Annotated in this window: 21 protein-coding genes; 9 read left to right on the top strand and 12 right to left on the bottom strand. The window is 69.7% G+C overall.

Annotated features, from left to right (window positions below):
• Nucleotides 1-5 precede the first annotated feature (5 nt).
• Both AB0H36_RS40670 and AB0H36_RS40675 read left to right on the top strand, forming a co-directional pair.
• On the top strand, nucleotides 6-614 hold the full coding sequence (locus tag AB0H36_RS40670) for a DUF3000 domain-containing protein (RefSeq protein ID WP_360536116.1): 609 nt from the start codon (nucleotides 6-8) through the stop codon (nucleotides 612-614).
• Complete coding sequence (locus tag AB0H36_RS40675) at nucleotides 611-1,873, top strand: HRDC domain-containing protein (protein ID WP_360536118.1); 1,263 nt, start codon at nucleotides 611-613, stop codon at nucleotides 1,871-1,873. The genes AB0H36_RS40670 and AB0H36_RS40675 overlap by 4 nt, the downstream gene beginning before the upstream one ends.
• Here the strand turns inward: AB0H36_RS40675 and AB0H36_RS40680 are convergent.
• The 3 genes from AB0H36_RS40680 to AB0H36_RS40690 are packed head-to-tail and all read right to left on the bottom strand — an operon-like array spanning nucleotide 1,870 to nucleotide 3,734.
• A complete protein-coding gene (locus tag AB0H36_RS40680) occupies nucleotides 1,870-2,358 on the bottom strand; it encodes a glutathione peroxidase (RefSeq protein WP_360536120.1) in 489 nt (162 codons plus the stop codon). The genes AB0H36_RS40675 and AB0H36_RS40680 overlap by 4 nt on opposite strands.
• The gene (locus tag AB0H36_RS40685) at nucleotides 2,358-3,029 is read right to left on the bottom strand and encodes a dienelactone hydrolase family protein (protein WP_360536122.1); all 672 of its coding nucleotides are present in this window, start codon (nucleotides 3,027-3,029) and stop codon (nucleotides 2,358-2,360) included. The genes AB0H36_RS40680 and AB0H36_RS40685 overlap by 1 nt, the downstream gene beginning before the upstream one ends.
• A gap of 21 nt (nucleotides 3,030-3,050) precedes the next feature.
• Complete coding sequence (locus AB0H36_RS40690) at nucleotides 3,051-3,734, bottom strand: hypothetical protein (protein WP_360536124.1); 684 nt, start codon at nucleotides 3,732-3,734, stop codon at nucleotides 3,051-3,053.
• A gap of 186 nt (nucleotides 3,735-3,920) precedes the next feature.
• Between AB0H36_RS40690 and AB0H36_RS40695 the strand changes: the two genes are divergently transcribed.
• Both AB0H36_RS40695 and AB0H36_RS40700 read left to right on the top strand, forming a co-directional pair.
• A complete protein-coding gene (locus AB0H36_RS40695) occupies nucleotides 3,921-5,135 on the top strand; it encodes an acetyl-CoA C-acyltransferase (protein ID WP_360536126.1) in 1,215 nt (404 codons plus the stop codon).
• Nucleotides 5,132-7,246 carry a 3-hydroxyacyl-CoA dehydrogenase NAD-binding domain-containing protein gene (locus tag AB0H36_RS40700; protein ID WP_360536128.1) on the top strand — a complete coding sequence of 705 codons (2,115 nt, stop codon included), beginning with the start codon at nucleotides 5,132-5,134 and terminating at the stop codon, nucleotides 7,244-7,246. Before AB0H36_RS40695 ends, AB0H36_RS40700 begins: the two co-directional genes overlap by 4 nt.
• 54 nt (nucleotides 7,247-7,300) lie before the next feature.
• Here the strand turns inward: AB0H36_RS40700 and AB0H36_RS40705 are convergent, their stop codons facing one another.
• Nucleotides 7,301-7,978 (bottom strand): helix-turn-helix domain-containing protein, encoded by a 678-nt coding sequence (locus tag AB0H36_RS40705; RefSeq protein ID WP_360536130.1) that lies wholly within the window; start codon nucleotides 7,976-7,978, stop codon nucleotides 7,301-7,303.
• A gap of 110 nt (nucleotides 7,979-8,088) precedes the next feature.
• Between AB0H36_RS40705 and AB0H36_RS40710 the strand changes: the two genes are divergently transcribed.
• Nucleotides 8,089-8,946: a class I SAM-dependent methyltransferase gene (locus tag AB0H36_RS40710; protein ID WP_360536132.1), complete on the top strand. Its 858-nt coding sequence runs from the start codon at nucleotides 8,089-8,091 to the stop codon at nucleotides 8,944-8,946.
• Between the two features lie 12 nt (nucleotides 8,947-8,958).
• On the opposite strand, the gene AB0H36_RS40715 is transcribed toward AB0H36_RS40710, so the two are convergent.
• The 5 genes from AB0H36_RS40715 to dxs form a co-directional block, all read right to left on the bottom strand.
• Nucleotides 8,959-10,269, bottom strand: a complete 1,311-nt coding sequence (locus AB0H36_RS40715) for a basic secretory protein-like protein (protein WP_360536134.1) — start codon at nucleotides 10,267-10,269, stop codon at nucleotides 8,959-8,961.
• Nucleotides 10,270-10,344: 75 nt separating this feature from the next.
• On the bottom strand, nucleotides 10,345-11,826 hold the full coding sequence (locus AB0H36_RS40720; protein ID WP_360536136.1) for an amino acid permease: 1,482 nt from the start codon (nucleotides 11,824-11,826) through the stop codon (nucleotides 10,345-10,347).
• Nucleotides 11,827-11,894: 68 nt separating this feature from the next.
• The gene (locus tag AB0H36_RS40725) at nucleotides 11,895-13,262 is read right to left on the bottom strand and encodes a hypothetical protein (protein ID WP_360536138.1); all 1,368 of its coding nucleotides are present in this window, start codon (nucleotides 13,260-13,262) and stop codon (nucleotides 11,895-11,897) included.
• Nucleotides 13,263-13,343: 81 nt separating this feature from the next.
• Entirely contained in the window at nucleotides 13,344-14,681 is a 1,338-nt protein-coding gene (locus tag AB0H36_RS40730; protein ID WP_360536140.1) for a hypothetical protein, read from the bottom strand.
• 10 nt (nucleotides 14,682-14,691) lie between these two features.
• Nucleotides 14,692-16,584, bottom strand: a complete 1,893-nt coding sequence (gene dxs / locus AB0H36_RS40735) for a 1-deoxy-D-xylulose-5-phosphate synthase (RefSeq protein ID WP_360536142.1) — start codon at nucleotides 16,582-16,584, stop codon at nucleotides 14,692-14,694.
• 146 nt (nucleotides 16,585-16,730) lie between these two features.
• Here dxs and AB0H36_RS40740 point away from each other — a divergent pair, with 146 nt between their 5' ends.
• Nucleotides 16,731-17,237 (top strand): DUF402 domain-containing protein, encoded by a 507-nt coding sequence (locus AB0H36_RS40740; protein WP_360536144.1) that lies wholly within the window; start codon nucleotides 16,731-16,733, stop codon nucleotides 17,235-17,237.
• A gap of 469 nt (nucleotides 17,238-17,706) precedes the next feature.
• Here the strand turns inward: AB0H36_RS40740 and AB0H36_RS40745 are convergent, their stop codons facing one another.
• Both AB0H36_RS40745 and AB0H36_RS40750 read right to left on the bottom strand, forming a co-directional pair.
• Nucleotides 17,707-17,874, bottom strand: a complete 168-nt coding sequence (locus tag AB0H36_RS40745) for a hypothetical protein (protein ID WP_360536145.1) — start codon at nucleotides 17,872-17,874, stop codon at nucleotides 17,707-17,709.
• 76 nt (nucleotides 17,875-17,950) lie between these two features.
• Complete coding sequence (locus AB0H36_RS40750) at nucleotides 17,951-19,750, bottom strand: LamG domain-containing protein (protein WP_360536146.1); 1,800 nt, start codon at nucleotides 19,748-19,750, stop codon at nucleotides 17,951-17,953.
• 115 nt (nucleotides 19,751-19,865) lie between these two features.
• Between AB0H36_RS40750 and AB0H36_RS40755 the strand changes: the two genes are divergently transcribed.
• Complete coding sequence (locus tag AB0H36_RS40755; RefSeq protein ID WP_360536148.1) at nucleotides 19,866-20,360, top strand: DUF402 domain-containing protein; 495 nt, start codon at nucleotides 19,866-19,868, stop codon at nucleotides 20,358-20,360.
• Here AB0H36_RS40755 and AB0H36_RS40760 read toward each other — a convergent pair.
• The gene (locus tag AB0H36_RS40760) at nucleotides 20,339-21,853 is read right to left on the bottom strand and encodes a CocE/NonD family hydrolase (protein ID WP_360536149.1); all 1,515 of its coding nucleotides are present in this window, start codon (nucleotides 21,851-21,853) and stop codon (nucleotides 20,339-20,341) included. The two genes, AB0H36_RS40755 and AB0H36_RS40760, sit on opposite strands and share 22 nt — an antisense overlap.
• A 120-nt stretch (nucleotides 21,854-21,973) precedes the next feature.
• Here AB0H36_RS40760 and AB0H36_RS40765 point away from each other — a divergent pair, with 120 nt between their 5' ends.
• Nucleotides 21,974-23,875, top strand: a complete 1,902-nt coding sequence (locus AB0H36_RS40765) for a Na+/H+ antiporter (protein ID WP_360536151.1) — start codon at nucleotides 21,974-21,976, stop codon at nucleotides 23,873-23,875.
• Nucleotides 23,875-24,291 (top strand): HIT family protein, encoded by a 417-nt coding sequence (locus AB0H36_RS40770; RefSeq protein WP_360536153.1) that lies wholly within the window; start codon nucleotides 23,875-23,877, stop codon nucleotides 24,289-24,291. Before AB0H36_RS40765 ends, AB0H36_RS40770 begins: the two co-directional genes overlap by 1 nt.
• Nucleotides 24,292-24,390 lie beyond the last annotated feature (99 nt).

The raw sequence follows: 24,390 nt of genomic DNA on the forward strand, positions 1-24,390 counted from the left end.
GAAGCATGGGTGCCCGCAAGCAGGTCGACGCGCCACCCGCGGAGTTCGCCGAGGCAGTGTCGCAATTACGCAGTGCCCGGTTCCGGCCCGAGGTATTCGTCGAGGAGATGCCCGCGCCGCAGCGGATCGCACCGCACGCGGCCGCGGTCAGCGCCGACGTGACGGTCGACGGCGACGACATCGCCACCGGCCGGCTCGTCATCCTCTACGACCCGGACGGGAACGACGCCTGGCAGTCGACCTTCCGCTGTGTCGCGTACGTGCGTGCGGCCGTCGAGCCGGAGATGGTGACCGACGCGCTGCTCGGCGGCGTGGGCTGGACCTGGCTGATGGAGGCGCTGACCGACCGGGGTGCGGACTTCCTGGCCCCGAGCGGTACCGTCACCAGGGTGGTATCGGAAAGCTTCGGCGGTATGGCCGACGACGACGCGACGGCGGAGATCGAGATCCGCGCGTCCTGGAGTCCGGTGCCGGGGCCTGGTGGCACCGGCACTGTGGACGTGACCAGGCACGCAGAGGCATGGGGTGAGGTGCTCTGCACGGCGGCCGGACTGCCGCCAGTGCCGCCGGGGGTGGTGGCGATGCCGACCCGGCGTGGACAGCGGGGCCGATGAGCCCAGCCGAGACCCAGCAGTCGCCCGTACCGGACGACCCGACCGCGCACCTGCCACTGCTCGAACTCCGTGACGGCCTCTCCGAGGTCGTCGACACCGATCCCGCGCTGACCGGGGTGGTCGAGGCGTTCCGGTCCGGGACCGGCCCGGTCGCCGTCGACGCCGAGCGCGCCTCCGGCTACCGGTACTCGCACCGCGCGTACCTGGTCCAGCTCCGCCGCGAAGGCGCCGGCTCGGCCCTGGTCGACCCGATCCCGTTCGGCGACCTGTCCACGCTCGGCGACGCGATCGTCGACGCGGAGTGGATCATCCACGCCGCGAACCAGGACCTGGCCTGCCTGGCCGAGGTCGGGATGGTGCCGCGGAAGGTGTTCGACACCGAGCTGGCCGGCCGCCTGCTCGGGTACCCGAAGGTCGGCCTCGCCTCGCTGGTCAGCGAGGTGCTCGGCTACCGGATGCGCAAGGAGCACTCGGCGGCCGACTGGTCTACCCGCCCGCTGCCCGGGCCGTGGCTGATCTACGCCGCGCTCGACGTCGAGATGCTGATCGAGCTGCGGAACGCGATCGAGGCCGAGCTGCGCCGCGAGGGCAAGTGGGAGTGGGCCGAGCAGGAGTTCGCCGCGATCCTGGCCGCTCCCCCGCGCGAGCCCAAGCCGGACCCGTGGCGCCGGACCTCGGGGATGCACCGGGTCCGCAATCGCCGCAGCCTGGCCGTCGTACGGGCTCTGTGGGAGGCGCGCGACCAGATCGCGGAGTCCGCGGACATCTCCCCCGGCCGGATCCTGCCGGACGCCGCGATCGTGGAGGCCGCGTCGGCGATGCCGGCCGACCGGGACACGCTGCAGCGGCTGACCGCGTTCAAGGGCCGCGGCGCGCACCGGCACATGCGGACGTGGTGGGAGGCCATCGACCACGCGCGACGGCTGCCCGAGTCCCAGCTCCCGAAGCAAGGACCGCGGTACGACGGCCCGCCGCCGGCGCGCTCCTGGGCCGATCGGGACCCGGACGCAGCGGCTCGCCTGTCGGCAGCGCGGTCCGCCGTCGGCGAGATCGCCGAGGCCCACCGCCTCCCGACCGAGAACCTGATGGCGCCGGACACGATCCGGCGCCTGGCCTGGGCGCCGCCGCCCGACCCGACCCTGGCCGTGGTCAGCGCGTTCCTGCGCGACCACGGCGCCCGCGAGTGGCAGATCGGCCTGACAGCCGAGGTCATCACGGACGCCATGGCGGCGGAAGCCCCGGTGAAACCGCTCGACTAGCTCGGGAGCTGGGCCTCGATCGCCTCGACGACCTCCGGGGACTCCGGCTCGGTGCGGGGGCGGAACCGGGTGACGACCGTGCCCTCCGGGCCGACCAGGAACTTCTCGAAGTTCCACTGGATGTCACCGGCCTCGCCCGCGGCGTCCGGCGTCTGGGTGAGCTCGGCGTACAGCGGGTGCCGGCCCTCGCCGTTGACCTCGAGCTTGCCGAGCAGCGGGAACGTCACGCCGTACGTCGTCGAGCAGAACGTGGAGATCTCCTCCGACGTGCCCGGCTCCTGGCCGCCGAACTGGTTGCAGGGCGCGCCGACCACCGTGAACCCGCGGGAGGCGTACGTCTTCTGCAGGTTCTCCAGGCCCTCGTACTGCGGGGTGAGACCGCACTTCGAGGCGACGTTCACCACCAGCACGGCCTTGCCCTTGTAGTCACCGAGCGAGGTGGCCGCGCCGTCGAGGGTGGTCAGCGGGATGTCGTACAGGCTCATCAGGATCCTTGGGGGGTAGGAAGTTCACGGGACAGGAACGCGACAGTACGCTGCCACGCCAGCTCGGAGGCCTCGACATGGTGGAAGGCGGGCAACGGGTTGTCGAACGCGTGACCGGCGCCCGTATAGCGGTGGATCTCGGCGTCGCCGAGCGCGGGGATGACGTCGTCGGCGTTCAGATAGGTGTCGGCGTCGCCGAAGTGGTGCAGGCTCTTGGCAGTCACCTTGGGGGCCAGCTCCAGCAGCTGCGGCAAGGCCGAGCCGTAGTAGCTCACGAGCACGTCCGGGGGCGACGCCGCGGCCACGTTGAAGCCGAGCCCGCCGCCGAAGCAGAATCCGACGATGCCCGTGCCGAGGTCACGGCCGCGCAGGTACTCCAGCGCGGCGACCGAGTCCGACACCGCCAGGTCCCAGTCGAGCCGGCCGAGCAGCGCCATCGCCTTTTCGAGCAGGTCCGGCGCGGACTCGTCCAGCTCGGTGTCGTCCAGCCGCCAGTAGATCTCCGGCGCGATCACGTAGTACCCGAGGGCGGCGAGATCCTCGGCGCGCTGCTTGATGTAGCCGGAGACCCCGAAGATCTCCTGCAGGAGCAGCACCCCGGGTCCGTCGCCCTCGGAGTTCCACTCGTGGACTGGCATCAACCCTGAACCGGTATCGATCTCCAAAGTCACACGGTGAAGCCTACTGGTTGCTTACCTGACTTCCACGGCCTCTTCGCTGACCGGCTGCACCGGCTGCACGGGCGCCGGTGCCGGCTTCGGCATCCAGCTCGTGCACTCGTCGATCGCTGCCGTGAGCAGCTTGTACAGGCGGTCGTCCGGGTCCGGCACGCAGGCCTGCGAGATCCCCTCCACCGCGCACGACACGGCGCGTGGGGCGGTCCGCTTCGCGAAGTCCGGCGTACCCCGGTGGGCCCGGGAGGTGAAGGACCGCGCCCACTTGGTCGCGGCGGGGACCGACTCCAGGGCTGCCTGCGAGGCGGGCTCGAGGTCGTCCAGTGGCCGGCCGTCCAGCGCGGCCAGGTGCCGCTCCCCCACCAGCAGCGCGACCGCGAGGATGTACTGCCGCTCCTGGGACACGATCGGCAGCGCGTGCTGGATGCAGACTGCGGTCACCCGCGGCACCACGTGCGGGTCGTCCGGCGTCAGCCCGATCACGGACGGGATCAGCGGCGCCAGCCGGGACCGGCCGGCGTCCGTCGTGCAGTCGTTGACGTCCCGGGCCACCCCCGCCAGCAGCGGGTGCGTGCAGGCCGGGTGGTCCGACCACGGTTCGCCGGCCAGGTAGGAGGCGAACTCCATGAAGCAGGCGCCTTTGCGTGGATTGCGGTGCTTGCCCCGGCTCAGGACCGGTACGGCGAGATCAAGGTTGTTCATAGAACGGCTCCCCATAGCTACCTGCCACCAGCATGCGCCGAATCGCCGGTCTTTGCCACGGGTTACGACCAGCGTGACCACACGGTTGTGGTTTGTGAGCGGCCCCACAGCCCGGGGTGCTTTGGCGGTTCTGTTACCCGCGGGTAGCATCGGGGTAGCTTTCCCGACCCCCAGAGGAGGGCCCCCGTGCCCGGAAAGAACAGCCCCCGTGAGATCCGCGATGTCGTGTTCGTCGACGGCGTTCGCACCCCGTTCGGCAAGGCCAAAGGCCAGTACGCCGAGACGCGCGCCGACGACCTGGTGATCAAGTGCATCCGGGAGCTGCTGCGGCGGAACCCGGAGCTCCCGCCGGAGCGGGTGGACGAGGTCGCGATCGCGGCCACCACCCAGATCGGCGACCAGGGCCTGACCATCGGCCGGACCGCGGCCCTGCTGGCCGGCCTGCCGAACACCACGCCCGGCTACGCCATCGACCGGATGTGCGCCGGCGCGATGACCGCCGTCACCACCACCGCCGCCGGGATCGCGTTCGGCGCGTACGACGTGGTCGTGGCCGGCGGGGTCGAGCACATGGGCCGGCACCCGATGGGCGAGGGCGTCGACCCGAACCCGCGGATCATCTCCGAGAAGCTGGTCGACACCTCGGCCCTGGTGATGGGGTCGACCGCGGAGAACCTGCACGACCGGTTCCCGACCATCACCAAGCAGCGCGCGGACGCGTTCGCCGTGGCCTCGCAGGAGAGGGCCGCCAAGGCCTACGCCAACGACCTGATCCAGCCCGACCTGGTCCCGGTCGCGACCCGCTCGGCCGAGCAGGGCTGGGGCTATGCCACCACCGACGAGCCGATGCGTCCCGGTACGACGACCGAGGACCTGGCCGGCCTGAAGACGCCGTTCCGCCCGCACGGCCGGGTCACGGCCGGCAACTCGGCCGGGATCAACGACGGCGCGACGGCCTGCGTGCTGACGTCGGCCGAGGCGGCCGCGGAGCTCGGGCTGAAGCCGAAGATGAAGCTGGTGTCCTACGGCTTCGCCGGCGTCGAGCCTGAGGTGATGGGTGTCGGCCCGGTCCCGGCGACCGAGAAGGCGCTCAAGCTCGCGGGGCTGACGATCGACGACATCGAGGCCTTCGAGGTGAACGAGGCGTTCGCCGTCCAGGTGCTGGCGTTCCTGGAGCACTACGGCATCGCCGACGACGACCCGCGGGTCAACCCCTACGGCGGCGCGATCGCCTACGGCCACCCGCTGGCTTCGTCGGGCGTCCGGCTGATGAACCAGCTGGCCAAGCAGTTCGAGCAGCGCCCCGAGGTGCGCTACGGCCTGACCACCATGTGCGTCGGCCTCGGCATGGGCGGAACGGTCATCTGGGAGAACCCGAACTGGGAAGGGAACGCGCAGTGACCGACTTGCAGGCTCTGATTGACGAGGCGGTTGCGATCGAGACCGACGAGGTCGTCACGCTCGCGCACTCGCGGGACGTCGTCCTCCCGAACAAGGCCGGCACGATGGCGCTCATCACGCTGGACAACGGGCACGACCACACCAAGCCGAACACGTTCGGGCCGAAGGGCCTGGCGTCGCTGAACACCGCGATCGACGCGGCGCTGGCGCGCGACGAGGTCGTCGCGATCGGGGTCACCGGCAAGCCGTTCATCCTCGCGGCCGGCGCCGACCTGACCGGTGTGCCGAAGCTGACCGACCGGGAGCAGGCGCTGAACCTGGGCCGGATCGGGCACGGCGTGATGCGCAAGCTGGTCGACGGCGGCAAGCCGTCGTTCGCGTTCGTGAACGGCGTCGCGCTCGGCGGCGGCCTCGAGGTCGCGCTGCACGCGACCTACCGGACCGTCTCGGTCGCCGCCGGCATGCTGTCGACGCCGGAGGTCTTCCTCGGCCTGATCCCGGGCTGGGGCGGCAACTTCCTGCTGCCGAACCTGATCGGCGCGGACGCCGCGGTCAAGGTCGTCGTCGAGAACGCGCTGAACCAGAACAAGATGCTCAGCGGGCCGGAGGCGGTGAAGCTCGGCATCGGCGACGTACTGCTGGACTCGGCCGACTTCCTCGAGCAGTCGCTGAGCTGGGCGAGCAAGGTGCTCACCGGCGAGGTCACGGTCGAGCGGGCGGAGATCGACCGGGGTGACGCGTGGGACGCGGCGGTGGCCCGCGGCAAGGCGTTTGCCGACCTCAAGGTGAGTGGTGCGGCGCCGGCGCCGTACCGGGCCCTCGACCTGATCGCCGCGGCCAAGGACAACGACCGCGACCGCGGGTTCGCCGCCGAGGACGAGGCGCTGGCCGACCTGATCATGAGCGAGGAACTGCGCAGCGGCCTCTACGCCTTCGACCTGGTCAACAAGCGGGCCAAGCGACCGGCCGGTGCGCCGGACAAGTCGCTGGCCCGGCCGGTCACCAAGGTCGGTGTGGTCGGCGCCGGGCTGATGGCGGGCCAGCTGGCGCTGCTGTTCGTCCGGCGGCTCGAGGTTCCCGTCGTACTCACGGACCTGGACCAGGAGCGGGTGGACCGCGGGGTCGGGTACGTGCACGGTGAGATCGACAAGCTGCTCGGCAAGGGCCGGATCCGGCCGGACAAGGCCAACCAGCTGAAGGCGCTGGTGACCGGGTCGGTGGACCGGGCCGTGTTCGCGGACGCGGACTTCGTGATCGAGGCCGTGTTCGAGGAGCTGCAGCTGAAGAAGACGATCTTCGCCGACCTGGAGAAGGTCGTCCGGCCGGACGCCGTCCTCGCGACCAACACCTCGTCGTTGTCGGTGACCGAGATGGCGGCGGACCTGGAGCGCCCGGAGCGGGTGGTCGGGTTCCACTTCTTCAACCCGGTCGCTGTGCTGCCGCTGCTGGAGATCATCCGGGCGGACCAGACCGACGATGCGACGCTGGCGACGGCATTCGCGGTCGGCAAGACGCTGAAGAAGTCGTGCGTGCTGGTGAAGGACGCGCCGGCATTCGTGGTGAACCGGCTGCTGACCCGGTTCCTCGGTGAGGTCAGCGCGGCGGTCGACGAAGGGACGCCGATCCCGGAGGCGGACAAGGCGCTGTCCGCGCTGGGGCTGCCGATGCCGCCGTTCGTGCTGCTGCAGCTCGTCGGCCTGCCGGTGGCGCTGCACGTGGCGGAGACGATGAACCGCGCCTACCCGGACCGGTTCGCGGTGTCGGAGAACCTCGCCAAGGTCGTTGCCACCGGCAAGAGCTCGTTCTACGTCTGGCCGGAAGGCAAGCCGGTGGTGGACCCCGACGTCGCCGAGCTGGTCACCGTCGGCGACAAGCCGTCGACTCCGGAGGAGCTCCGCACCCGGGTCCTCACCGCCTTGGCCGAGGAGATCCGCATCATGCTCGACGAGGGCGTCGTGGCCGAGGCCCAGGACATCGACCTCTGCCTCCTCCTGGGCGCCGGCTGGCCCTTCCACCTAGGCGGCATCACGCCGTACCTGGACCGCACCGGCATCTCCGAGAAGACCAACTCCACCCGCTTCCTGCCGAAGGGCGTGGCGAGCCTCACCTGATCCGCTGGGGGTCGGTGCGGAGCCGGAAGCCCGCTCCGGCCCCCAGCAACTCGGTCAGCCGATACGTTCCCGGACAGCCGGGGCGAAGGGGCTCCAGAGGAACCAGGTCGGAAGCGCCTTGAGCAGCCGTGGCGGGCCGGCCAGGGTCACCGTCCCGTCCGTGGTCGCCTGGGTCAGGCTGACGATGCCGGAGAAGACGCGCATCAGGCCGACCGGGTCCGTGCTGACGACGACGTCCGCGTCGAAGCCGGGGTGGTCGGTGCACACCGAGGCCTCCAGCCGGTCCAGGATCAGCCAGATCCGGGTCGGGTCGTCACCGCGGTACTCGAACTCCACGGTGACCCGCTGCCCGGGCAGCTTCTCGAAGTCGACCCGCCGCGACATCCACCAGGTCAGGGTGACTGGATCGACCTCCCGCGGCTGAGGCTCGCTGAACATCCACTTCACCGCCCACTCCCCGATCGACATGATCACGCCCTCGAGGTCGCGACCCGCCGGGGTGAGCTGGTACTCGTGGCCGCGGGCGACCGGGACCAGCTCGAGCACGCCTTTGCGTTCCAGGTGATTCAGGCGTTGTTTGAGCAACGTACGGGAAATACCGGGCAGACCGCGGTCGATGTCGTTGAACCGCCGGCTCCCGAGCACGAGCTCGCGCACGATCAGGGGCGTCCAGCGATCGGCCAGCACCTCGCTCGCCAGGGCCACCGGACAGTACTGGCCGTAGTCTCGCATGGCTCATTGTGCGCTCCGGTCCAGGATGTGTACCAGACAGGTCCAGAACCAGTACTAGTACGTCGTACCGACCGGCTGATGCGCTGGGACCCTCACCACAGGAGGGGATCATGACCGTCACATTCGACCCGAAGGTCTACAAGCGGACGACTCGCGCGCAGTGGGAGGACGCCGCGGAGGCGTGGCACCGCTGGGGGCCGACCATCGAGGACTGGCTCGGCGACGCTACCTCGGCCATGCTCCGCGCCGCCGGCGTCAGCGCCGGCGCACGCGTCCTGGACGTGGCCGCCGGGACAGGTGGGCAGACGCTCGCCGCAGCACGGCTGGCCGGACCGACCGGCCGGGTGCTCGCGACGGACATCTCGCCGGCCATCCTCGGGTACGCCGAGAGTCAGGCTGCCGAAGCCGGGCTGGAGACGGTCGAGACACTGGAGGCGGACGGCGAGGACTTGTCGGGTGTCGACGAGGGCAGCTTCGACGCCGCCATCTCGCGCGTCGGCCTGATCTACTTCCCGGACCAGCAGGCTGCGCTGCGCGGCATCCATCGGGCGCTTCGGCCAGGTGGGAAGTTCTCCGCGGTGGTCTACTCGACACCGGACCGCAACGGCTTCTTCTCGATTCCGGTCGGCATCATCCGCCGCCGGGCCGAGCTCCCACCGCCGGCGCCCGGCCAGCCTGGTCCGTTCAGCCTGGGCAGCCCGGGTGTCGCCGAACAGGCCTTCAGCACGGCCGGGTTCCACGACATCGCCGTGGACGTCGTACCGTCGCCGGTCCGGCTGCCCACCGCCGCTGACTGCGTCCGCTTCGAACGCGAGTCCTTCGGCGCTCTCCACCAGATGCTGTCCGGCCTCGACGAGTCCGGCCGAGCGGCAGCCTGGCAGGAGATCACGGACCAACTGACCCAGTTCGAAGCCGTCGACGGCTTCGCCGGACCGTGCGAGATGCTCGTGGTCACCGGCACCCGCTGACCCGAGGGGCTGTCAGCCCTTGAACTGCTTGGTGGCTGCCACCAGCTGGGCTGGGGTCTTGCCGGTGTGTTTCTTGAGGATGGCCAGGTAGCGGGTCTGCGTGGTGTTGTGCTGGGCGAGATCGGTGTAGAGGTCGGCTACACCCTTCTCGCCCAGTTCGTCGACCAGGTACGACGTGATCCACCAGCTCTGGCCGTACGACCGGTCGCCGGCGGCGTCGAACTGCGCCCGGTCGGGCAGCACCTTCATCGACGGCAGGTACTTGGTCCGGACCGACTTGCGGTACGGGTCGACCGACCACTGCGGATCGTCCTCGATCGAGGCGCACCGGACGTACTCCGCGATCCCCTCGACCAGCCAGATCGGCGTCCGGACCCCCAGCTGCAAGGTCGCGACGTGCGTCATCTCGTGCACCAGCAGGTCCTCCGCCAGCTTCTTGCGGACCTCCGGGTTGACCACGATCCGGCTGCTCACCGGCGGCACCGCCTTCTGCTTCCACGGATCGCCGTCGTACAGCGAGACCGCCTTCGCCGCGATCGTCCAGCCGGAGTTGCTGCCGGCCTTCCACAGCGTCGCCATCACCCGCGGCTCCGACATCGCGACCACCATCACGGCCCCGTTCCAGGACCGCTTCCAGTGCCGCCGGACCCCGTTGACCGCGCCCTGCGACACCCGCGCGATCTTCTGGCCGAGCGCCTGCTCGCCCTTGTCGACCACCACGATCACCCGGCCGCGCCGGATCACCGCGATCTCCTGGAAGTCCCACGGCTGCCGGTGCCCGTCAGGGCTCAAGGCCTCGTCGATCGCGCTGTCCTCGACCAGGACCCAGGCGCCGCCGCGCGGCACGAACGCGTACCCCAGGTCGGTCTGCACCGGGCTGGTGTCCAGGTCGGACAGCTGGTAGCGCATCATCACCCGGGTCGAGAAGACGACCGCGCCGTACTTGGCCATCAGCTCCGGGGACCGGCGCTCCTCGTCGAGGAAGTACTTCAGGCTGGTGAACTTGAACTTCCGCAGGTTCGTGAACAGCATCCGCTGCCGCGCGACCAGCTCCGGCTGCTTCAGGTCGACGACCGCGAGGAAGCCCTTCAGGTCACCCTTCAGCACCGCCGCGGACCGCTTGGCCAGGATCGCGTCGACCGCGGCCTTCCGCTGCGCCTTCTGCGCGTCGGTCAGCTGGCCGGGCGTCGCCGTGGCCTTGACCGCGACCGCGCTGCTGCCGGGCACCGAGCCGCCCTGCTGGAGGCGCACCGCGACCACCCCGGACGTCCCCGCCAGCACGAGCGCGGCCAGGCCTGCGAACAGGCGCCGCGGGTGCTTCATCGTCTCCCCCTCCAGGTGTCGGCTGACGGATCCTATCGCCAGCCGACCCCGGAGTGGTCCAGGACCGACCTGGACTCAGGCGCGGGTGCTCTCGCCGGTGCGCTCCTCGATGCCGACCCGGCTGCGCCGGTAGCCGTAGAGGAAGTAGACCAGGAAGCCGAGCGCCATCCAGATCGCGAACCGCAGCCAGGTCTCGATCGACAGGTTCAGCATCAGGTACACGCAGATCGCCGCGGCCAGGATCGGGATCACCGGGCTGGCCGGCACCCGGAACGAGCGCTTGATGTCCGGCCGGCGCTTGCGCAGGATCGGGACCGCGATCGACACCATGGTGAACGCGGCCAGCGTGCCGATGTTCACCATCTCCTCGAGCTTGCCGATCGGAGTCAGCCCCGCCACGATCGCGACCAGGATGCCGATCCCGATGGTCAGCCGGTACGGCGTCCCCCACTTGGCGTGGGTCTTGCCGAGCTCACGCGGCATCAGGTGGTCGCGGCTCATCGCGAACACCACCCGGGCGGCGCCGATCATCAGCGTCAGCACCACCGTGGTCAGGCCGGCCACCGCACCCGCGGAGATCAGCGTCGCGAACCCGGGCCGGCCGACCGACCGGAACGCCTCGGCCAGCGCCGCCTCGCTGTTGATGTCGGTGTAGTTGATCATGCCGGTGATGACGATGCAGACCAGCACGTACAGCACGGTGCAGATCGCCAGCGAGCCGATGATGCCGCGGGGCAGGTCGCGCTGCGGGTTCTTCGCCTCCTCGGCGGTGGTCGCGACCACGTCGAACCCGATGAATGCGAAGAACACCAGGGACGCGCCGGACACGATGCCCATCACCCCGAACGTCGACGGGGTGAACCCGAACAACGCCTGGAACAGCGGCGTGGTGATGGTGACGTCCCCATTCTCGGCCGGGACGCTGGGCGGGATGAACGGCGTCAGGTTGTCGCCCTGGATGTAGAACAGGCCGGCCACGATCACGAACAGCACCACGAACAGCTTGACCGCCACCAGCGCCAGGTTGACCCGCAGCGACTCCTTGATGCCGATCGTGGCCAGTGTCGCCAGCACCAGCACGAGCAGCATCGCCAGCAGGTTCACGCTGCTGTCCGGCCCGATCGACTCGGGCCAGCCCAACCCGATCTGTTCGAGGAACAAGGCGGCGTACGTCGACCAGCCCTGGGCCACGACGCTTGCCCCGAGCATCAACTCCAGCAACAGGTCCCAGCCGATGATCCAGGCGAAGATCTCACCGAGGGAGAAGTACGAGAACGTGTACGCCGACCCGGACACCGGGACCGTGGAGGAGAACTCGGCGTAGCACAGCGCCGCCAGGGCGCAGCAGATCGCGGCGAGGACGAAGGAGAGCGCGATCCCCGGCCCGGCGTAGGTTTTCGCCGCCCGTCCGGTCAGGGTGAAGATGCCGGCGCCGATGATCACGCCGATTCCGAAGACCGTCAGGTCGACGGCAGTGAGGCGTTTCTTGAGCTGGTACTCCGGCTCGTCGGTGTCGGCGATCGACTGCTCGATCGTCTTCTTCCGCATCAGGCTCATCTGCGCCTCCTCGAAGTGGACGGATCATTCGAGACTGCCCCTCTGACACCGCGAGGTCAAACCGCCACTCAGCGTTGCGGTTGGTAGGACTTGAGTGACGTCCACAACGTCACTTCGGTGAGCCCGCTGCGGGCTTGCAGGATCCGGTCGCGTGACGCCTGGTCGATGCCGTGCCGGGCCATGTCCTCGTACAGTTCCTCGACCTTCGGCAGTCCGAGCCGCTGGACGAGGAACCGGACCGCGAGCCAACTGACGCCGTACACGTCGGTGCTGTTCTGGTAGAAGCCGGCATCACTGGGCAGCGCGGTCAGCGCCGGCAGCGCGTCGTCGATGACCTCCTGCTCCCACTTGCCGACCTCGCCGACGCCGCTGATCGCCTCGATCCCGCGCCACGACACGTACTCGGCCGCACCTTCGGCCAGCCACAGGGGTTCGTAGCCGCCGAGATCCGCGGTGGCGACGTGGGTGATCTCGTGCGACAGCAGGATCTCGTCGACCCGGTCGCGCTCGTTCGGGTTGATCACGATGTACGCGCCCGCGACGGTTCCGTCGGCGGTGTCCTGGCCGGGCAGCGACGAAAAGGTCGAGCCCGCGCTCGCGGCCGACTCGACGTCCTCGTCGGCGAACCGGGCGTCGCGGACGTCGACCTCGTCCAGCGCGATCACAAGCACCGTCCCGCGCCACTTCCGCGGCCAGTACGCGGTCACCTGGTTCAGCGCCTCGGTCGCCTCGGTGACGAGCGCCCGGCCGCGCTTGGTGTCGCCCTTCTCGACCACGGCCAGCACCCGCGGTCCGCGGTGCACCTCGATCCGGCCGAGGTCCCAGGCCTCCTTGTGCGCGCCCGGCCCGAGGTCGTCGTCGAGATCGTCGTCGTCGGTGAGCACCCAGCGGCCGCGCACGTTGATGAACGTGTACCCGAGCTCGGACGTGACCGGCGCCTGGTCGACCTTGGGGATCTGGTACCGCATCAGGACCCGGACCAGGTACGTCGTCCGCCCATGCGCCTTGGCCACGTCCGGCGCGAACCGCTCCTCGGCCTGGCTGTAGCCGAGCTCGGTGAAGCCGAGCTCGACCAGGTTCGCGAACAGCACCTTCTGCTCGGCCCGCAGCTTCTTGTCCGCCGGGTCGAGGTCCTGCAGGAACATCGCCTCGTCGACGGTCTGCACCGCTTGCGCGCGGCGGATCAGAATGGTGTCGATGGCGACCCGGCGGGCCGCTACCGCGGCAGCGGTCTTCGACGGCTTCGACGACTGGCTCGGTCCGGGGGTCAGGCTCGCGATGGGCCGGGCCCCGGCATCCCGTTCCCGCTCTTCAACGGTGTACACCACGCCGCCGGAGACGAGCGCGACCGCCGCCAGCAACCCCAGCCAGCGCCGAGGGCCATGCGGCGGAACCTGAGCGCCCGGCGGCCCGGCGCTGGGGTTGGTCACACTCACGTCGGGTCGATCCTCCGAGTACCCGTCTGCTGCAGCCCGGCTACCCTACTCGCTTCCCCGGATTCCACCACCGACACGCCGTCAGACGGCAGCCGCCTTGAGAGCCTGGAAGAGGCCGGACTCGGTCAGGTTGATGTGTTCCAGCATGATCCGGTCTCGCTCGGCCTGGGTAGACCCGAGGGCCGACATCTCCTGGTAGAGCGTGCCGACCTCGGTCGCGCCGTACTTCTCGAAGAGGTAGTCGACGGCCAGCCAGGACAGCGGGTACGAGCTGTCGGACCTCTGGAAGAAGACCGCATCGGCCGGCAGGCTCGTCGCCTTGGCCAGGTACTTGGTCCGGACCGCCTGCCGGTAGTTGTCCAGCGCCAGGTTGAGGGCACCGTCCATCGGCAGGAACTCGACGTACGTCGCCGCCCCCTCGACCAGCCAGCGTGGGGCATGGGAGCCGTACGGCGCAGTCGCGACGTGAGTGAACTCGTGCGCGAGGGTGCGGGCGTCGACCTTCGTGCGGTTGCGCGGGTTGACCACGACGTAGGAGTCGGCGCGCTGGCCCTCGCCGGTGACCTCGCCGGGCAGCGTGCGGTAGACCCAGGTCGCCATCGCGATCGCGTCCTCGGCGTTCTTCGGCTCGGTGTAGTCGGCGCCGCGGACGACCTTGTCGTCGAGGGCGATCACCACGCCGGAGCCGGTCCAGCCGCCCGGCCAGCTCTTGCTCACTGCCTTCACCGCGCTGGCCGCCTGGCCGAGCAGTTTGGTCGCGAGCTGGTCCTGCCCCTTCTCGACCACGACCAGGACTCGGGACGCGCGCTTGACCAGCACGTCGCCGGTGTCCCAGGCCTCCTGGTGCGAGCCGCGCGGCAGCCGCTTGTCCAGGTCGGTGTCCGACACCAGCATCCAGCGGCCGTCCGCGCGCTCGGTGAAGGTGTAGCCGAGCATGGCTCGCACCGGTACGGCGTCGATGCCGCGGATCTGGTATGTCATCGCGACCGCGACCAGGTACGTCGACGGGCCGTGCTTGGTGCTGACTGCTTCGTCGTACTGCTGGCTCAGCTGCTGGTAGACGAGGCGGGCGAAGCCGAACTGGCGCAGGTTCGTGAACAGGGTGCGTTGCCGGGCGACCAGGCTCTTGTTGCCCGGGTCGACGTCGGCGAGGAACGCGGCCTGGTCGTCCTGGAGCACCGCCTCGGCACGCTTCCGCAGCACCAGATCGACCGCCGCGGAGCGTGCCGCCAGGTCGATGTCCGGCGTACTCGGCGTCGACGTGCCGGCTCCCTCGGCGCGGTCACTCGACCGGTGCAGGGCGAGACCGCCGCCGACCGCGGCGGCCACCAGGGCCAGCGACAGCAGCAGCGGCCAGAACCTCGTGCCCTTGGCGGCCGCATGCCGGCTCTTCGGGGGCGTGGCGTGACGCCCGGACATGTCGGCCGGCTCAGGCGCCGCCGGGGCGGCCGCGCGCCGGGTCGGGCTCGCTCATCGGGTCGCCGGAGCGCTGCGCGATCAGCTCGGTGATGTCCCGGGCCAGCTCCTGTCCGGTCAGCCCGATCTCCTGCAGTACGGCGGGACGCTTGGCGTGCTCGAGGAACTGCTGCGGGATGCCGAAGTCGCGGACCGGCGTCGTCACCCCGGCGTCGCGGAGCGCCTGCGCGATCATCGACCCGCAGCCCCCGGCGCGGCCGTTGTCCTCGACGGTCACGACGTACTTGAACTTCGCCGCCAGCTCGACCAGCTTCGGGTCGACCGGCTTCACCCAGCGCGGGTCGACCACGGTGACGCCGAAGCCCTGGGCCTCCAGCCGGTTGGCGACATCCATCGCCGTGGCCGCCATCGAGCCGATCCCGACCAGCAGCACGTCGGTGCCGGTCCGCTCCAGGACGTCGAGCTCACCGATCCGGTCGATCGCCTCGATGTCCGGGAACACCTCGCCCTTCGCGTACCGCAGCACGGTCGGGGCGTCGGAGACGTCGACCGCCTCGTTGAGCAGCTCCTTCAGCCGCTTGCCGTCACGTGGCGCGGCCAGCCGGAGGCCGGGGACGAGCTGCAGGATCGACATGTCCCACATGCCGTTGTGGCTCGGGCCGTCATCACCAGTGACACCCGCGCGGTCCAGCACGAACGTGACGCCGCACTTGTGCAGCGCGACGTCGAGCAGGAGCTGGTCGAACGCCCGGTTGAGGAACGTGGCGTACAGGCCGACGACCGGGTGCAGACCGCCCATCGCCAGGCCGGCCGCGCTGGTCACCGCGTGCTGCTCGGCGATGCCGACGTCGAAGGTCCGGTCCGGGAACTCCTGCGCGAACTGCGCCAGCCCGGTCGGGTGCAGCATGGCGGCGGTGATCGCGACCACGTCGGGCCGGCGGTGACCGATCCGGACCAGCTCGTCGGCGAACACATCGGTCCAGCCCCGTGGCTTGTTCAACGGCCGGACCTGGTGGAAGTTGTCCTCCTCGTCCTGCTCGGCGGCGGCGTACCCGAAGCCCTTCTTGGTCACCGCGTGCACGATCACCGGCCCGCCGAACGACTTCGCGTTGCGGAGCGCGTCCTCCATCGCCTGACGGTCGTGGCCGTCGACGGGACCGACGTACTTGAGGCCGAGGTCCTCGAACATGCCCTGCGGGGCGAGCATGTCCTTCAGGCCCTTCTTGATCCCGTGCAGCACCTCGTACATCGGCGGGCCGACATACGGCGTACGGCCCAGGTTCTTCTTGATCAGGTCGAGGATCTTCTCGTACCGCGGGTTGGTGCGCAGGCTGGTCAGGTGCGTCGCCAGGCCGCCGACGGTCGGGCTGTAGGAGCGGCCGTTGTCGTTGACGATGACGACCAGCTTCAGGTCCTTGGCGGCGGCGATGTTGTTCAGCGCCTCCCAGGCCATCCCGCCGGTCAGGCCGCCGTCGCCGATCAGCGCGACCACGTGCCGGTCCTCCTTGCGGAGTTTGTACGCCTTGGCCAGGCCGTCGGCGTACGACAGCGCGGTCGAGGCGTGGCTGTTCTCGACGATGTCGTGGTCGGACTCGGCCTGGTTCGGGTAGCCGCTCAGGCCGCCCTGCTGACGGAGCGTGTCGAACTTCGGCGCCCGGCCGGTCAGCAGCTTGTGCACATACGTCTGGTGACCGGTGTCGTAGACCAGCCGGTCCCGCGGCGAGTCGAACACCCGGTGCATCGCCAGCGTGATCTCCACCATGCCCAGGTTCGGGCCCAGGTGCCCCCCGGTCCGCGACACCGTCTCGACCAGCACGTCCCGGATCTCTGCGGCGAGATCGGTGAGCTGCTGACCGGTCAGCTTCTTGAGGTCCGCCGGCCCTCCGACCGTCTCCAGCACGCGCATCGAGCTCCTCCCGCGGGTCGTCCTCGAATGCTTGAGTCTATGCACCCCGCGCCCGGTTTCCGAACTCGCGCGGGCACTTGGGGATATCTCACACTCTGGGATGCACGGTGGGCCTGGTTTGTTCGGGTTTCACCTAGAGTGACGGCATGGACATGGTGAGGACGCTGTTCCGGAAGTACGACGGACAGCCGCATCGCCTCGTGGAAGCGTTCCGGCTCGGCGAGGACGAGCACGGCCTGTGGGTCGGCTCGGTCCCCGGCACCCAGGGCCAGCGCGCCGACGGCAGCTGGAAGACGATCGACCACCACCGCGTCCGGCTCTTCCCCCGCGGCCAGTGGTGGAGCGCCCTTTTCAATGACGAACCGCACCAGACCCTGATCTACTGCGACGTCACCATGCCGCCCGAGTTCGGCGTCGACACCGTCACCGCCGTCGACCTCGACCTCGACATCCGCCTGATGCGAGACGGCACCGTCCGCGTCATGGACGAGGACGAGTTCCACGCCCACCAGGTCAAGTACAACTACCCACCCCAGGTAGTAGCCACCGCCCAAGCCACCTGCGCCTGGCTGGCCACCCACATCACCACCACAGAACCCTTCACCACCGCCTACAAGCCCTACTTAGACCAAACCCGCTCCCTGAGCTCCTAGGTCCAGCCCACCCGCGCTCCGCAGCCGCTCGTCCCTCGCGACCGCTACGCCCGCCCCCACCCACCCCCGGCTCATCGCCGTCCTCCCCCTTGCCGGCTACGGCCGCCGCTTGCGGCCTACCGCCCGCGCCCTGCCGGGCTATCGCCGCCGTTTGCGGCTTATCGCCGCCCTTTGCGGGCCACCCGCCCGCCCTCAACCGCCCGCGGTCCGCCAACGCCGACCTGCACACGCGTACCGCATCCAACGCGACGGCGGTCACCGTGGGCACCCCGGTCCAGCCAACTCTCCGGAAAGAAAGTGCCTCTCGATGGCACCTTCCTTCCGGAAAGACGGCTGTCAGCGGCCATTCGAAGGCGCACCCCGACACACCGCCCTGCACCCGCGAACCCGTCGGGTGCCGGTGCCTCGGGTCGCGGTCACCCCGTCGGCTCACCGCCGAGATAACGCCCGTCGGAGATCGCATACCTACTCACACCACGTCGTCCCAGAGGTCGGTGCCGAGAACCTCAACGCCGTCGATGACCAGGCTGACTGCGGCGGGGACGTACTGGCGATCACCGTCGTAGTGCTGGATCTCCTGGATGGGCAGGAAATGGCCGCCGATCCGGATGAAGCTCCGAACCTGAATCCTTTGCATGGGAGCTCCGAGGGTAGTGATGGGGCCCTCTCCCTCGCCGGATAGGCCCCCCTACGTCGGCGAAGGAGAGGGACAGTTAGGAGCCGCAGGCCTGGAGTTCGGGCCATTCGGTGCAGGCTTTGGACTGGGCGAGAGCGCCGGCGTAGATGCGGACGTCGTCGAGGCGGCCGGTGAACGGGATGCCGATGGGGCCGGGGGTGCCCAGGACGGTGCTGCCGGCGCGGGTGGGAGCCAGGTAGGTCTGGGTGCTGCCGCTGCCGGCCCTGAGGTCGACGGTCAGGGTGATCCGGCCGGTGGGGTCGCCGAGGGCGTTCTGGCCGGTGGATTCGTAGGTGCCGATGAGCAGGTGCCAGCCCGCAGCCGGCTCGAGCTCGCGGTCGGCCGTCGAGGTGGCGACTGTTTCGGTCTCCGAGTCGGCGTTCCCGCGGGCGAAGACCCATTGGTACGAGTACTCGTCGACGGGCTTGTACTCGAACCGCCAGGTGTCCTTGGTGCTGGTTCCCTGGCGGGCGACGACCATCGGCTTCGACGGGTCGCCGACCTTCACCCACACCCCCACCGAGAAGCTCGAGCTCCCATCGATCACTGGCCGGCCGAGGCTCACCGACTCCCGGGAGGCACCGGTCATCGCCAGCACCCGCCCACGCTCGGCGTCCTCGACGAACGCCTGAGACTGGTCACCACCGAAGCCCGACACCGTCAGATCGGCGCCACGCACCGTCTCCGCCGTCCGCCAGACCCGATCGGTTCCCCGTACGGCGGAGTCGAGCGGCCAATGCGCTGCGATCCCGGACTCGATCGGCCCGCTGGGACTGCGCGGCTCCTGCAGCCCCGAGATCTCCTCGGCACGAAGCACACGCTGCCAAACCTGCAAGTGGTCCAACGAGCCCGCGAACGAACCAACCGCCGTACCCGCGTAAACACCCCGCCCCAGGGTCAACGGGCCGTCGGCCTTCCAAGCGGCTGCCGCCGGGACGGCCGTGGTCTGCTGCAGTCGCCCGTTGACGAACAACCGGAGCTCATGAGCGCCAGCGTCGTACGACGCCAACAGGTGAGCCCAAGCGCCGTTGACAGGAGCCTCCTTCGACGAGGCGCGGTAGAGCGTCGGCGTCTGTACGTCAGCCGACGTACGGGCGAACACCCACCGCTTGGTCGACGGGTCGAACCCGAGCGCCACCGACGGGCTGTTGGTCCCGTTGACCGCAGCGACGACCCCGAGCCGACTAGCGCTCGTCGGCCGCGCCCAGCCCGCGATCGTGAAGCTCTTCGACGTGTCGATCACCGACTCGCTCGCCTGCGCGTAGCCGTCAACGCCGTCCAGCGCCATCGCCCCCTGCAGCCGGCCCTTGCCGTCGAACGCCGCTCCCCCGTGCAACGTGAGCGGATGCGTCAGACCGGGACCATCGGCCGCCGTCGTACCGTTGCCGTCGTCGAAGGTCCACGAGCCGACCGGCCCCGGCGCCGGAGCGACGTTGAACATGAAGTACGTCGTGGCGCTGAACTGACCGATCGAGTTGATGCTCTGCACCGCCAGCCGCATGAGCCCGTCGTCCGGCGGCCGCAGGTCGAGTGTCGCGGTCGGGCCTTCGACCTCGCTGTAGTTCCCGCCGAGGAAGTAGTACCGGAACCGCACCACATCCGGCGAGGTCGCCGTCAAGGTGAAGGTCACCGGGTCGTCGAACACCACGACCTTCGGGCAGACCGGCTGGTCCAGGCAGTTCGCCAGCTCCGCACCTTGGTACGTCGCCGTGACCGCCGGCGGCGTCGGCGGTTCGTCCGCAGCGGCCGCCGGCCCCGACAGCACACCGACGCCCAGCGCCGCCGCCGCGATCGCCACCGCGAGCCGTAGCCGGCTCCGTTGACCCCACCCCACCATTCGCCCCTCCGAGGATCGACCGACGGGCCATCTTCGTCGATGAGGTGCGCTCAGGGCCACGAAACTGCAGGAACCTGCAATTCGTGTAACACCCGCGCGGGATAGGTTTTGGCGTATGCGTGATGTCAGGGTGGTTTACCGGAAGTACGACGAGGGGCTGCATTGGCATCAGTGGATGCGGTACTTGGGTGAGGACGAGTACGGCGTTTGGCTCGGGGCGCCGGCGTTGTCGGTGTCGCAGCGGGGGGACGAGCCGGAAGTGGTGCAGGAGCAGGCTCACGTGCAGCTGTTTCCGCGGGACCGGTGGTTCACGGCGATGTTCAACGACGAGCCGCGGTCGACGGAGATCTACTGCGACATCACCACGCCGGTGGAGTTCGGCGAGGACGTGTTCACGATGATCGACCTCGACCTGGACGTCATCAAGAAACGCGACGGCACGATCATCATCGACGACGAGGACGAGTTCGCCGAGCACCAGGTGAGGTACGGCTACCCGGCCGGCGTGATCGAGACCGCGCGTACGACGTGCGACTGGCTGGCCGGCGTGGTCGGGACCGAGGAGCCGTTCCTCAGCGTCTACAAGACCTACCTCGACCGGGTGCGGTGAAGACTCAGCGAGGTGTCCTTCAGCAGTAGGGCGCCGGGCAGGAGTCCGCGCTGGCCGGCGAACATGTCGGCGACCGGGGTGACGGTGAGGTAGAGGTTCTTCCCGGCCGGCACGTCGACCGCGACGGCCGGCAGCTCGATCGACCGGCGCTCCCCCTTCACCACCTGCTTCTCCCGCAGCGGCATCGTGTTGTTCTGCACGACCTTCGCGGTCAACGGGTTCGTCCCGACGCTCAACGCGAGGAACACGCCCGAGTCCGGTACGACGGTGTAGACGCGGGCGTCCACGCGCGGTACGCCGGCGACCGTCAACGGGCCGGCGGCAACCTTCACGTTCACCGGCAGGCCGGCCCCGGTCGGCGTCGCGATCTTGCCGACCTTGTAGCGGGCGTTCGCCTGCAGTTTCTGTTGCGTCAGGCAACGCCCGTCCGCGGTCGCCAGGTGGTAGGCGCCATGCCCGGAGAGATCTGTCGCCTTGCCCAACAACTTGGTCGCCATGAACCGCAGCGCGAGGCCGGAGAAGCTCGACGAGCCGAGCGCGATCGAGCACGGGTCGCCTGGGGTGGCGTACCCCGGCGGCAGCACGCTCGGCAGCGCGTGACCGCCGTTGTACCCGACGAAGATCGACCGCGCCCGAGCCTTGGGTGTCAGCGCCCGCTCGAAGTTGGCCAGCCCCTGGTTGAGGTTGAACAGGTTGTCCGAGATCCCCTGACCGAACAGCACCGGGATGTCCAGCTTCCGCCCCTGTGCCACGTGCCAAGCCGGCCCGTTCTTGGCGAAGAACGCGTCAAGGTCCCGCCCAGCCTTCCCCTGCGGCCAGGCTCCGGTGGCGATCAGTACGACGAACGCCGCCGACACGGCCGGTGGAAGGTGCGTGCCGCCACCCGCGTACAGCAGCGACAGCCACATCGTCCGGGCTGCCTCGTCCGGCGCGAGGCTCTGCTTCAGGTCCCACCAGGTCACCTCGGGCGCCATCGCGTCGAACCGCGTCCGCCCGCTGTCGCGGAGCTCGGTGAACGCGCCGGCGAACTGGAACCCGCCGCCGTACGACCCGCCGATCGCGCCGAGCAGCGGATCACCGGGCGCCTCCCGAGTCACCCAGTCCAGGCCGGCGACCAGGTCGACGAGCGTGACCACATCGCGGCCCTCGTAGTCGGGGTTCATCACGTGCGCGACGCCGGTGCTCTCGCCGAAGCTGCGCTGGTCGAAGCTGAGGACGCCGAACCCCGCATCGAGCCAGCCCTTGAATGCGGCCGGGTCCTTCGTCCGGCTGCCGCCCCAGCCGTGGCTGTGCATGATCATCGGGACGGTGTGCGACGCAGATGCGCCGAAGGGCTTGAACAGCGAGTAGCAGATCTTGACTGGTGTCGTCGTACCCGGCTCGGGCACCGAGGCCACGCAACCGGTACTGGCTTCGGCTGCCGCGGGCAGCGCGACCAGCGTGGAACCCAGCAAACCGAGCGAACCAACCAGCGCAGCCACACGACGATGCATCAGTCACTCCCCGTGATCGACGGATCCCGCTGCGCACACGTTAGACGACCCCGGCGACGCTGACCAGATCCCGGCTCCGCTCTGGGCGAACCAGGCGGCCGAAGCTGCGAGACTGTGCCCGTGCATATAGCGATCGAGGTCGTGGCCCTCGTCGCCGTGGTCGCGGCCGGGGCCGCGCTGGCCCGGCGGCTCGGGATCTCGGCTCCCCTCCTACTCGTCGTCCTCGGGATCGCCGCGTCGTACCTCCCGTTCGTCCCCCGGGTCGAGCTCGAGCCCGAGGTGGTCCTGGTCGGCTTCCTGCCACCACTGCTGTACGCCGCCGCGATCCGGACCAGCCTGGTCGACTTCACCAAGCACCGCCGCTCGATCGGCCTGCTGTCGGTCGGTCTCGTCGTGTTCACCGCGCTCGGCGTCGGCGCGGTCGCGTACTGGCTGCTCGGCTCCGTCGCCGAGGCGCAGGGGCAGGAGCCGCTGCCGCTCTGGGCCGCGTTCGCGATCGGCGCCGTCGTCGCGCCGCCGGACGCAGTCGCTGCGACCGCGATCGCCAAGCGCGTCGGTCTCCCCCGCCGCGTGGTCACGATCCTCGAGGGCGAGAGCCTGGTCAACGACGCCACCGCTCTGGTCTGCCTGCGGACCGCGATCGCGGCCGCGGTCGTCACCCCGACGGTCCTGGACGTCAGCCTCGACTTCCTCCTGGCGGCCGGCGGAGGCGTGGCGGTCGGCCTCGCCGTGGCGATCCTGCTGGCGAAGATCCGCAAGCGGTTCACCGATCCGGTCCTCGACACCACGCTCAGCCTGACCGCGCCCTTCATCGCCTACATCGCCGCGGAGGAGATCCACGCCTCGGGCGTCCTCGCCGTCGTCGTCGCGGGCCTGATCCTCGGCCACAAGGCGCCGGTCATCCAGTCCGCCAAGTCCCGGATGTCGGAGCGGACCAACTGGCGGACGTTCCAGTTCCTGCTGGAGAACACCGTCTTCCTGCTGATCGGGTTGCAGACCCGGTGGATCCTCGACGACCTCGCGGAAAGCCCGCTGCCCGGGTGGCTGATCGCGGCCTCGACGATCGCCGTGTTCCTGGCCGTCGTCCTGCTGCGGCCGATCTGGGTCATCCCGACCACCTTCCTGTCCCGGAAGATCCTCGGCCGATCGCGACCCGGGCCGGTCTCGTGGCAGAGCCTGATCGTCGTCTCGTGGGCGGGCATGCGCGGCGTGGTCACGCTGGCGGCGGTGTTCACGCTGCCCGAGGACACGCCGCATCGCGAGGTGCTCGTCTTCATCGCGCTGGCCGTGACAGCGGGCACGCTGCTGGTCCAGGGCTCGACGCTTCCCTGGCTGGTACGGCGACTGCGCTTGCCCGGTCCTGATCCGGCGGAGGATGCGTTGCAGGAGGCCGCCGTACTGCAAGGTGCGCATCGGGCGGCGATGGAGAAGCTGGAGGAGGTGTCCTCGCCCGAGGACCCGCCGACCGTGCTCAAGGTGCTCCGGCAGCGGGGCGAGTCGCGGGCGCAGGCGGCCTGGGAGCGGCTCGGGCGGCCGGAGACCGAGTACGAGACGCCGAGTGAGGCGTACCGGCGGTTGCGGATGGAGATGCTCGAGGCCGAGCGTGCGCACATCCTGAAGGTGCGGGACGCGGGGCTGGTGGCCGACGAGGTGCTGCAGCGGGCGCAGATCGCGCTCGACGTCGAGGAGTCCATGCTCGACCGCGAGGAGGACGACGACGTTGGTGGGCGGTCCGAGGACCTGCGGGTGCCGCCGTCTGCTGCTGGTGCGTGCGAGCACCTGGAGAGCGCGCCACTGGTGCTGACGCCGAACACGCCGGATGGGTGTGAGGAGTGCCTGGCTATGGGCGGGACGTGGGTGCATCTGCGGCTGTGCCTCGGCTGCGGGCACGTCGGGTGCTGCGACTCGTCGCCGATGAAGCACGCCAGCAAGCACTACGCGCTGAGCAAGCACCCGGTGATGCGGAGCTTCGAGCCGGGTGAGACTTGGCGCTGGTGCTTCGAGGACGAGAAGCTTGGCTGATGGCCGACTGTCTGTTCTGCTCCATCATCGCCGGGTCCACCCCGGCCCAGATCGTGCTGGACACCCCGGAGGTCGTCGGGTTCCTCGACGTACGTCCGGTGTTCAAGGGGCACACGCTGCTGGTGCCGCGGCAGCATGTGCCGACGCTTGTTGAACTGCCTGACGAGCTGACTGTGCCGCTGTTCGGTGCGGCGCGGTCGGTGGCCGCGGCGGTGCGTACGGCGTTCGGCGCGCAGGGGTCGTTCGTTGCCGTCAACAACGTGGTGTCGCAGTCCGTGCCGCATCTCCACGTCCACGTCGTACCCCGGACGAAGGGCGACGGCCTACGCGGCTTCTTCTGGCCCCGCACCAAGTACACCGACGAAACCGAAGCCTCCGAATACGCCGGCAAACTCCGAGCAGCCCTCGAGGGTTAGTCCCCCGCGTTGGTGACGCGAACCTGGACTGCATCATGCTGCCGAAGGTGCAGACCGCCGAGCAGGTGGTCGCGCTCGACCTGCTGCTCACCCAACTGG

It is taken from the genome of Kribbella sp. NPDC050820, from assembly GCF_040653975.1.
Lineage (GTDB): Bacteria > Actinomycetota > Actinomycetes > Propionibacteriales > Kribbellaceae > Kribbella.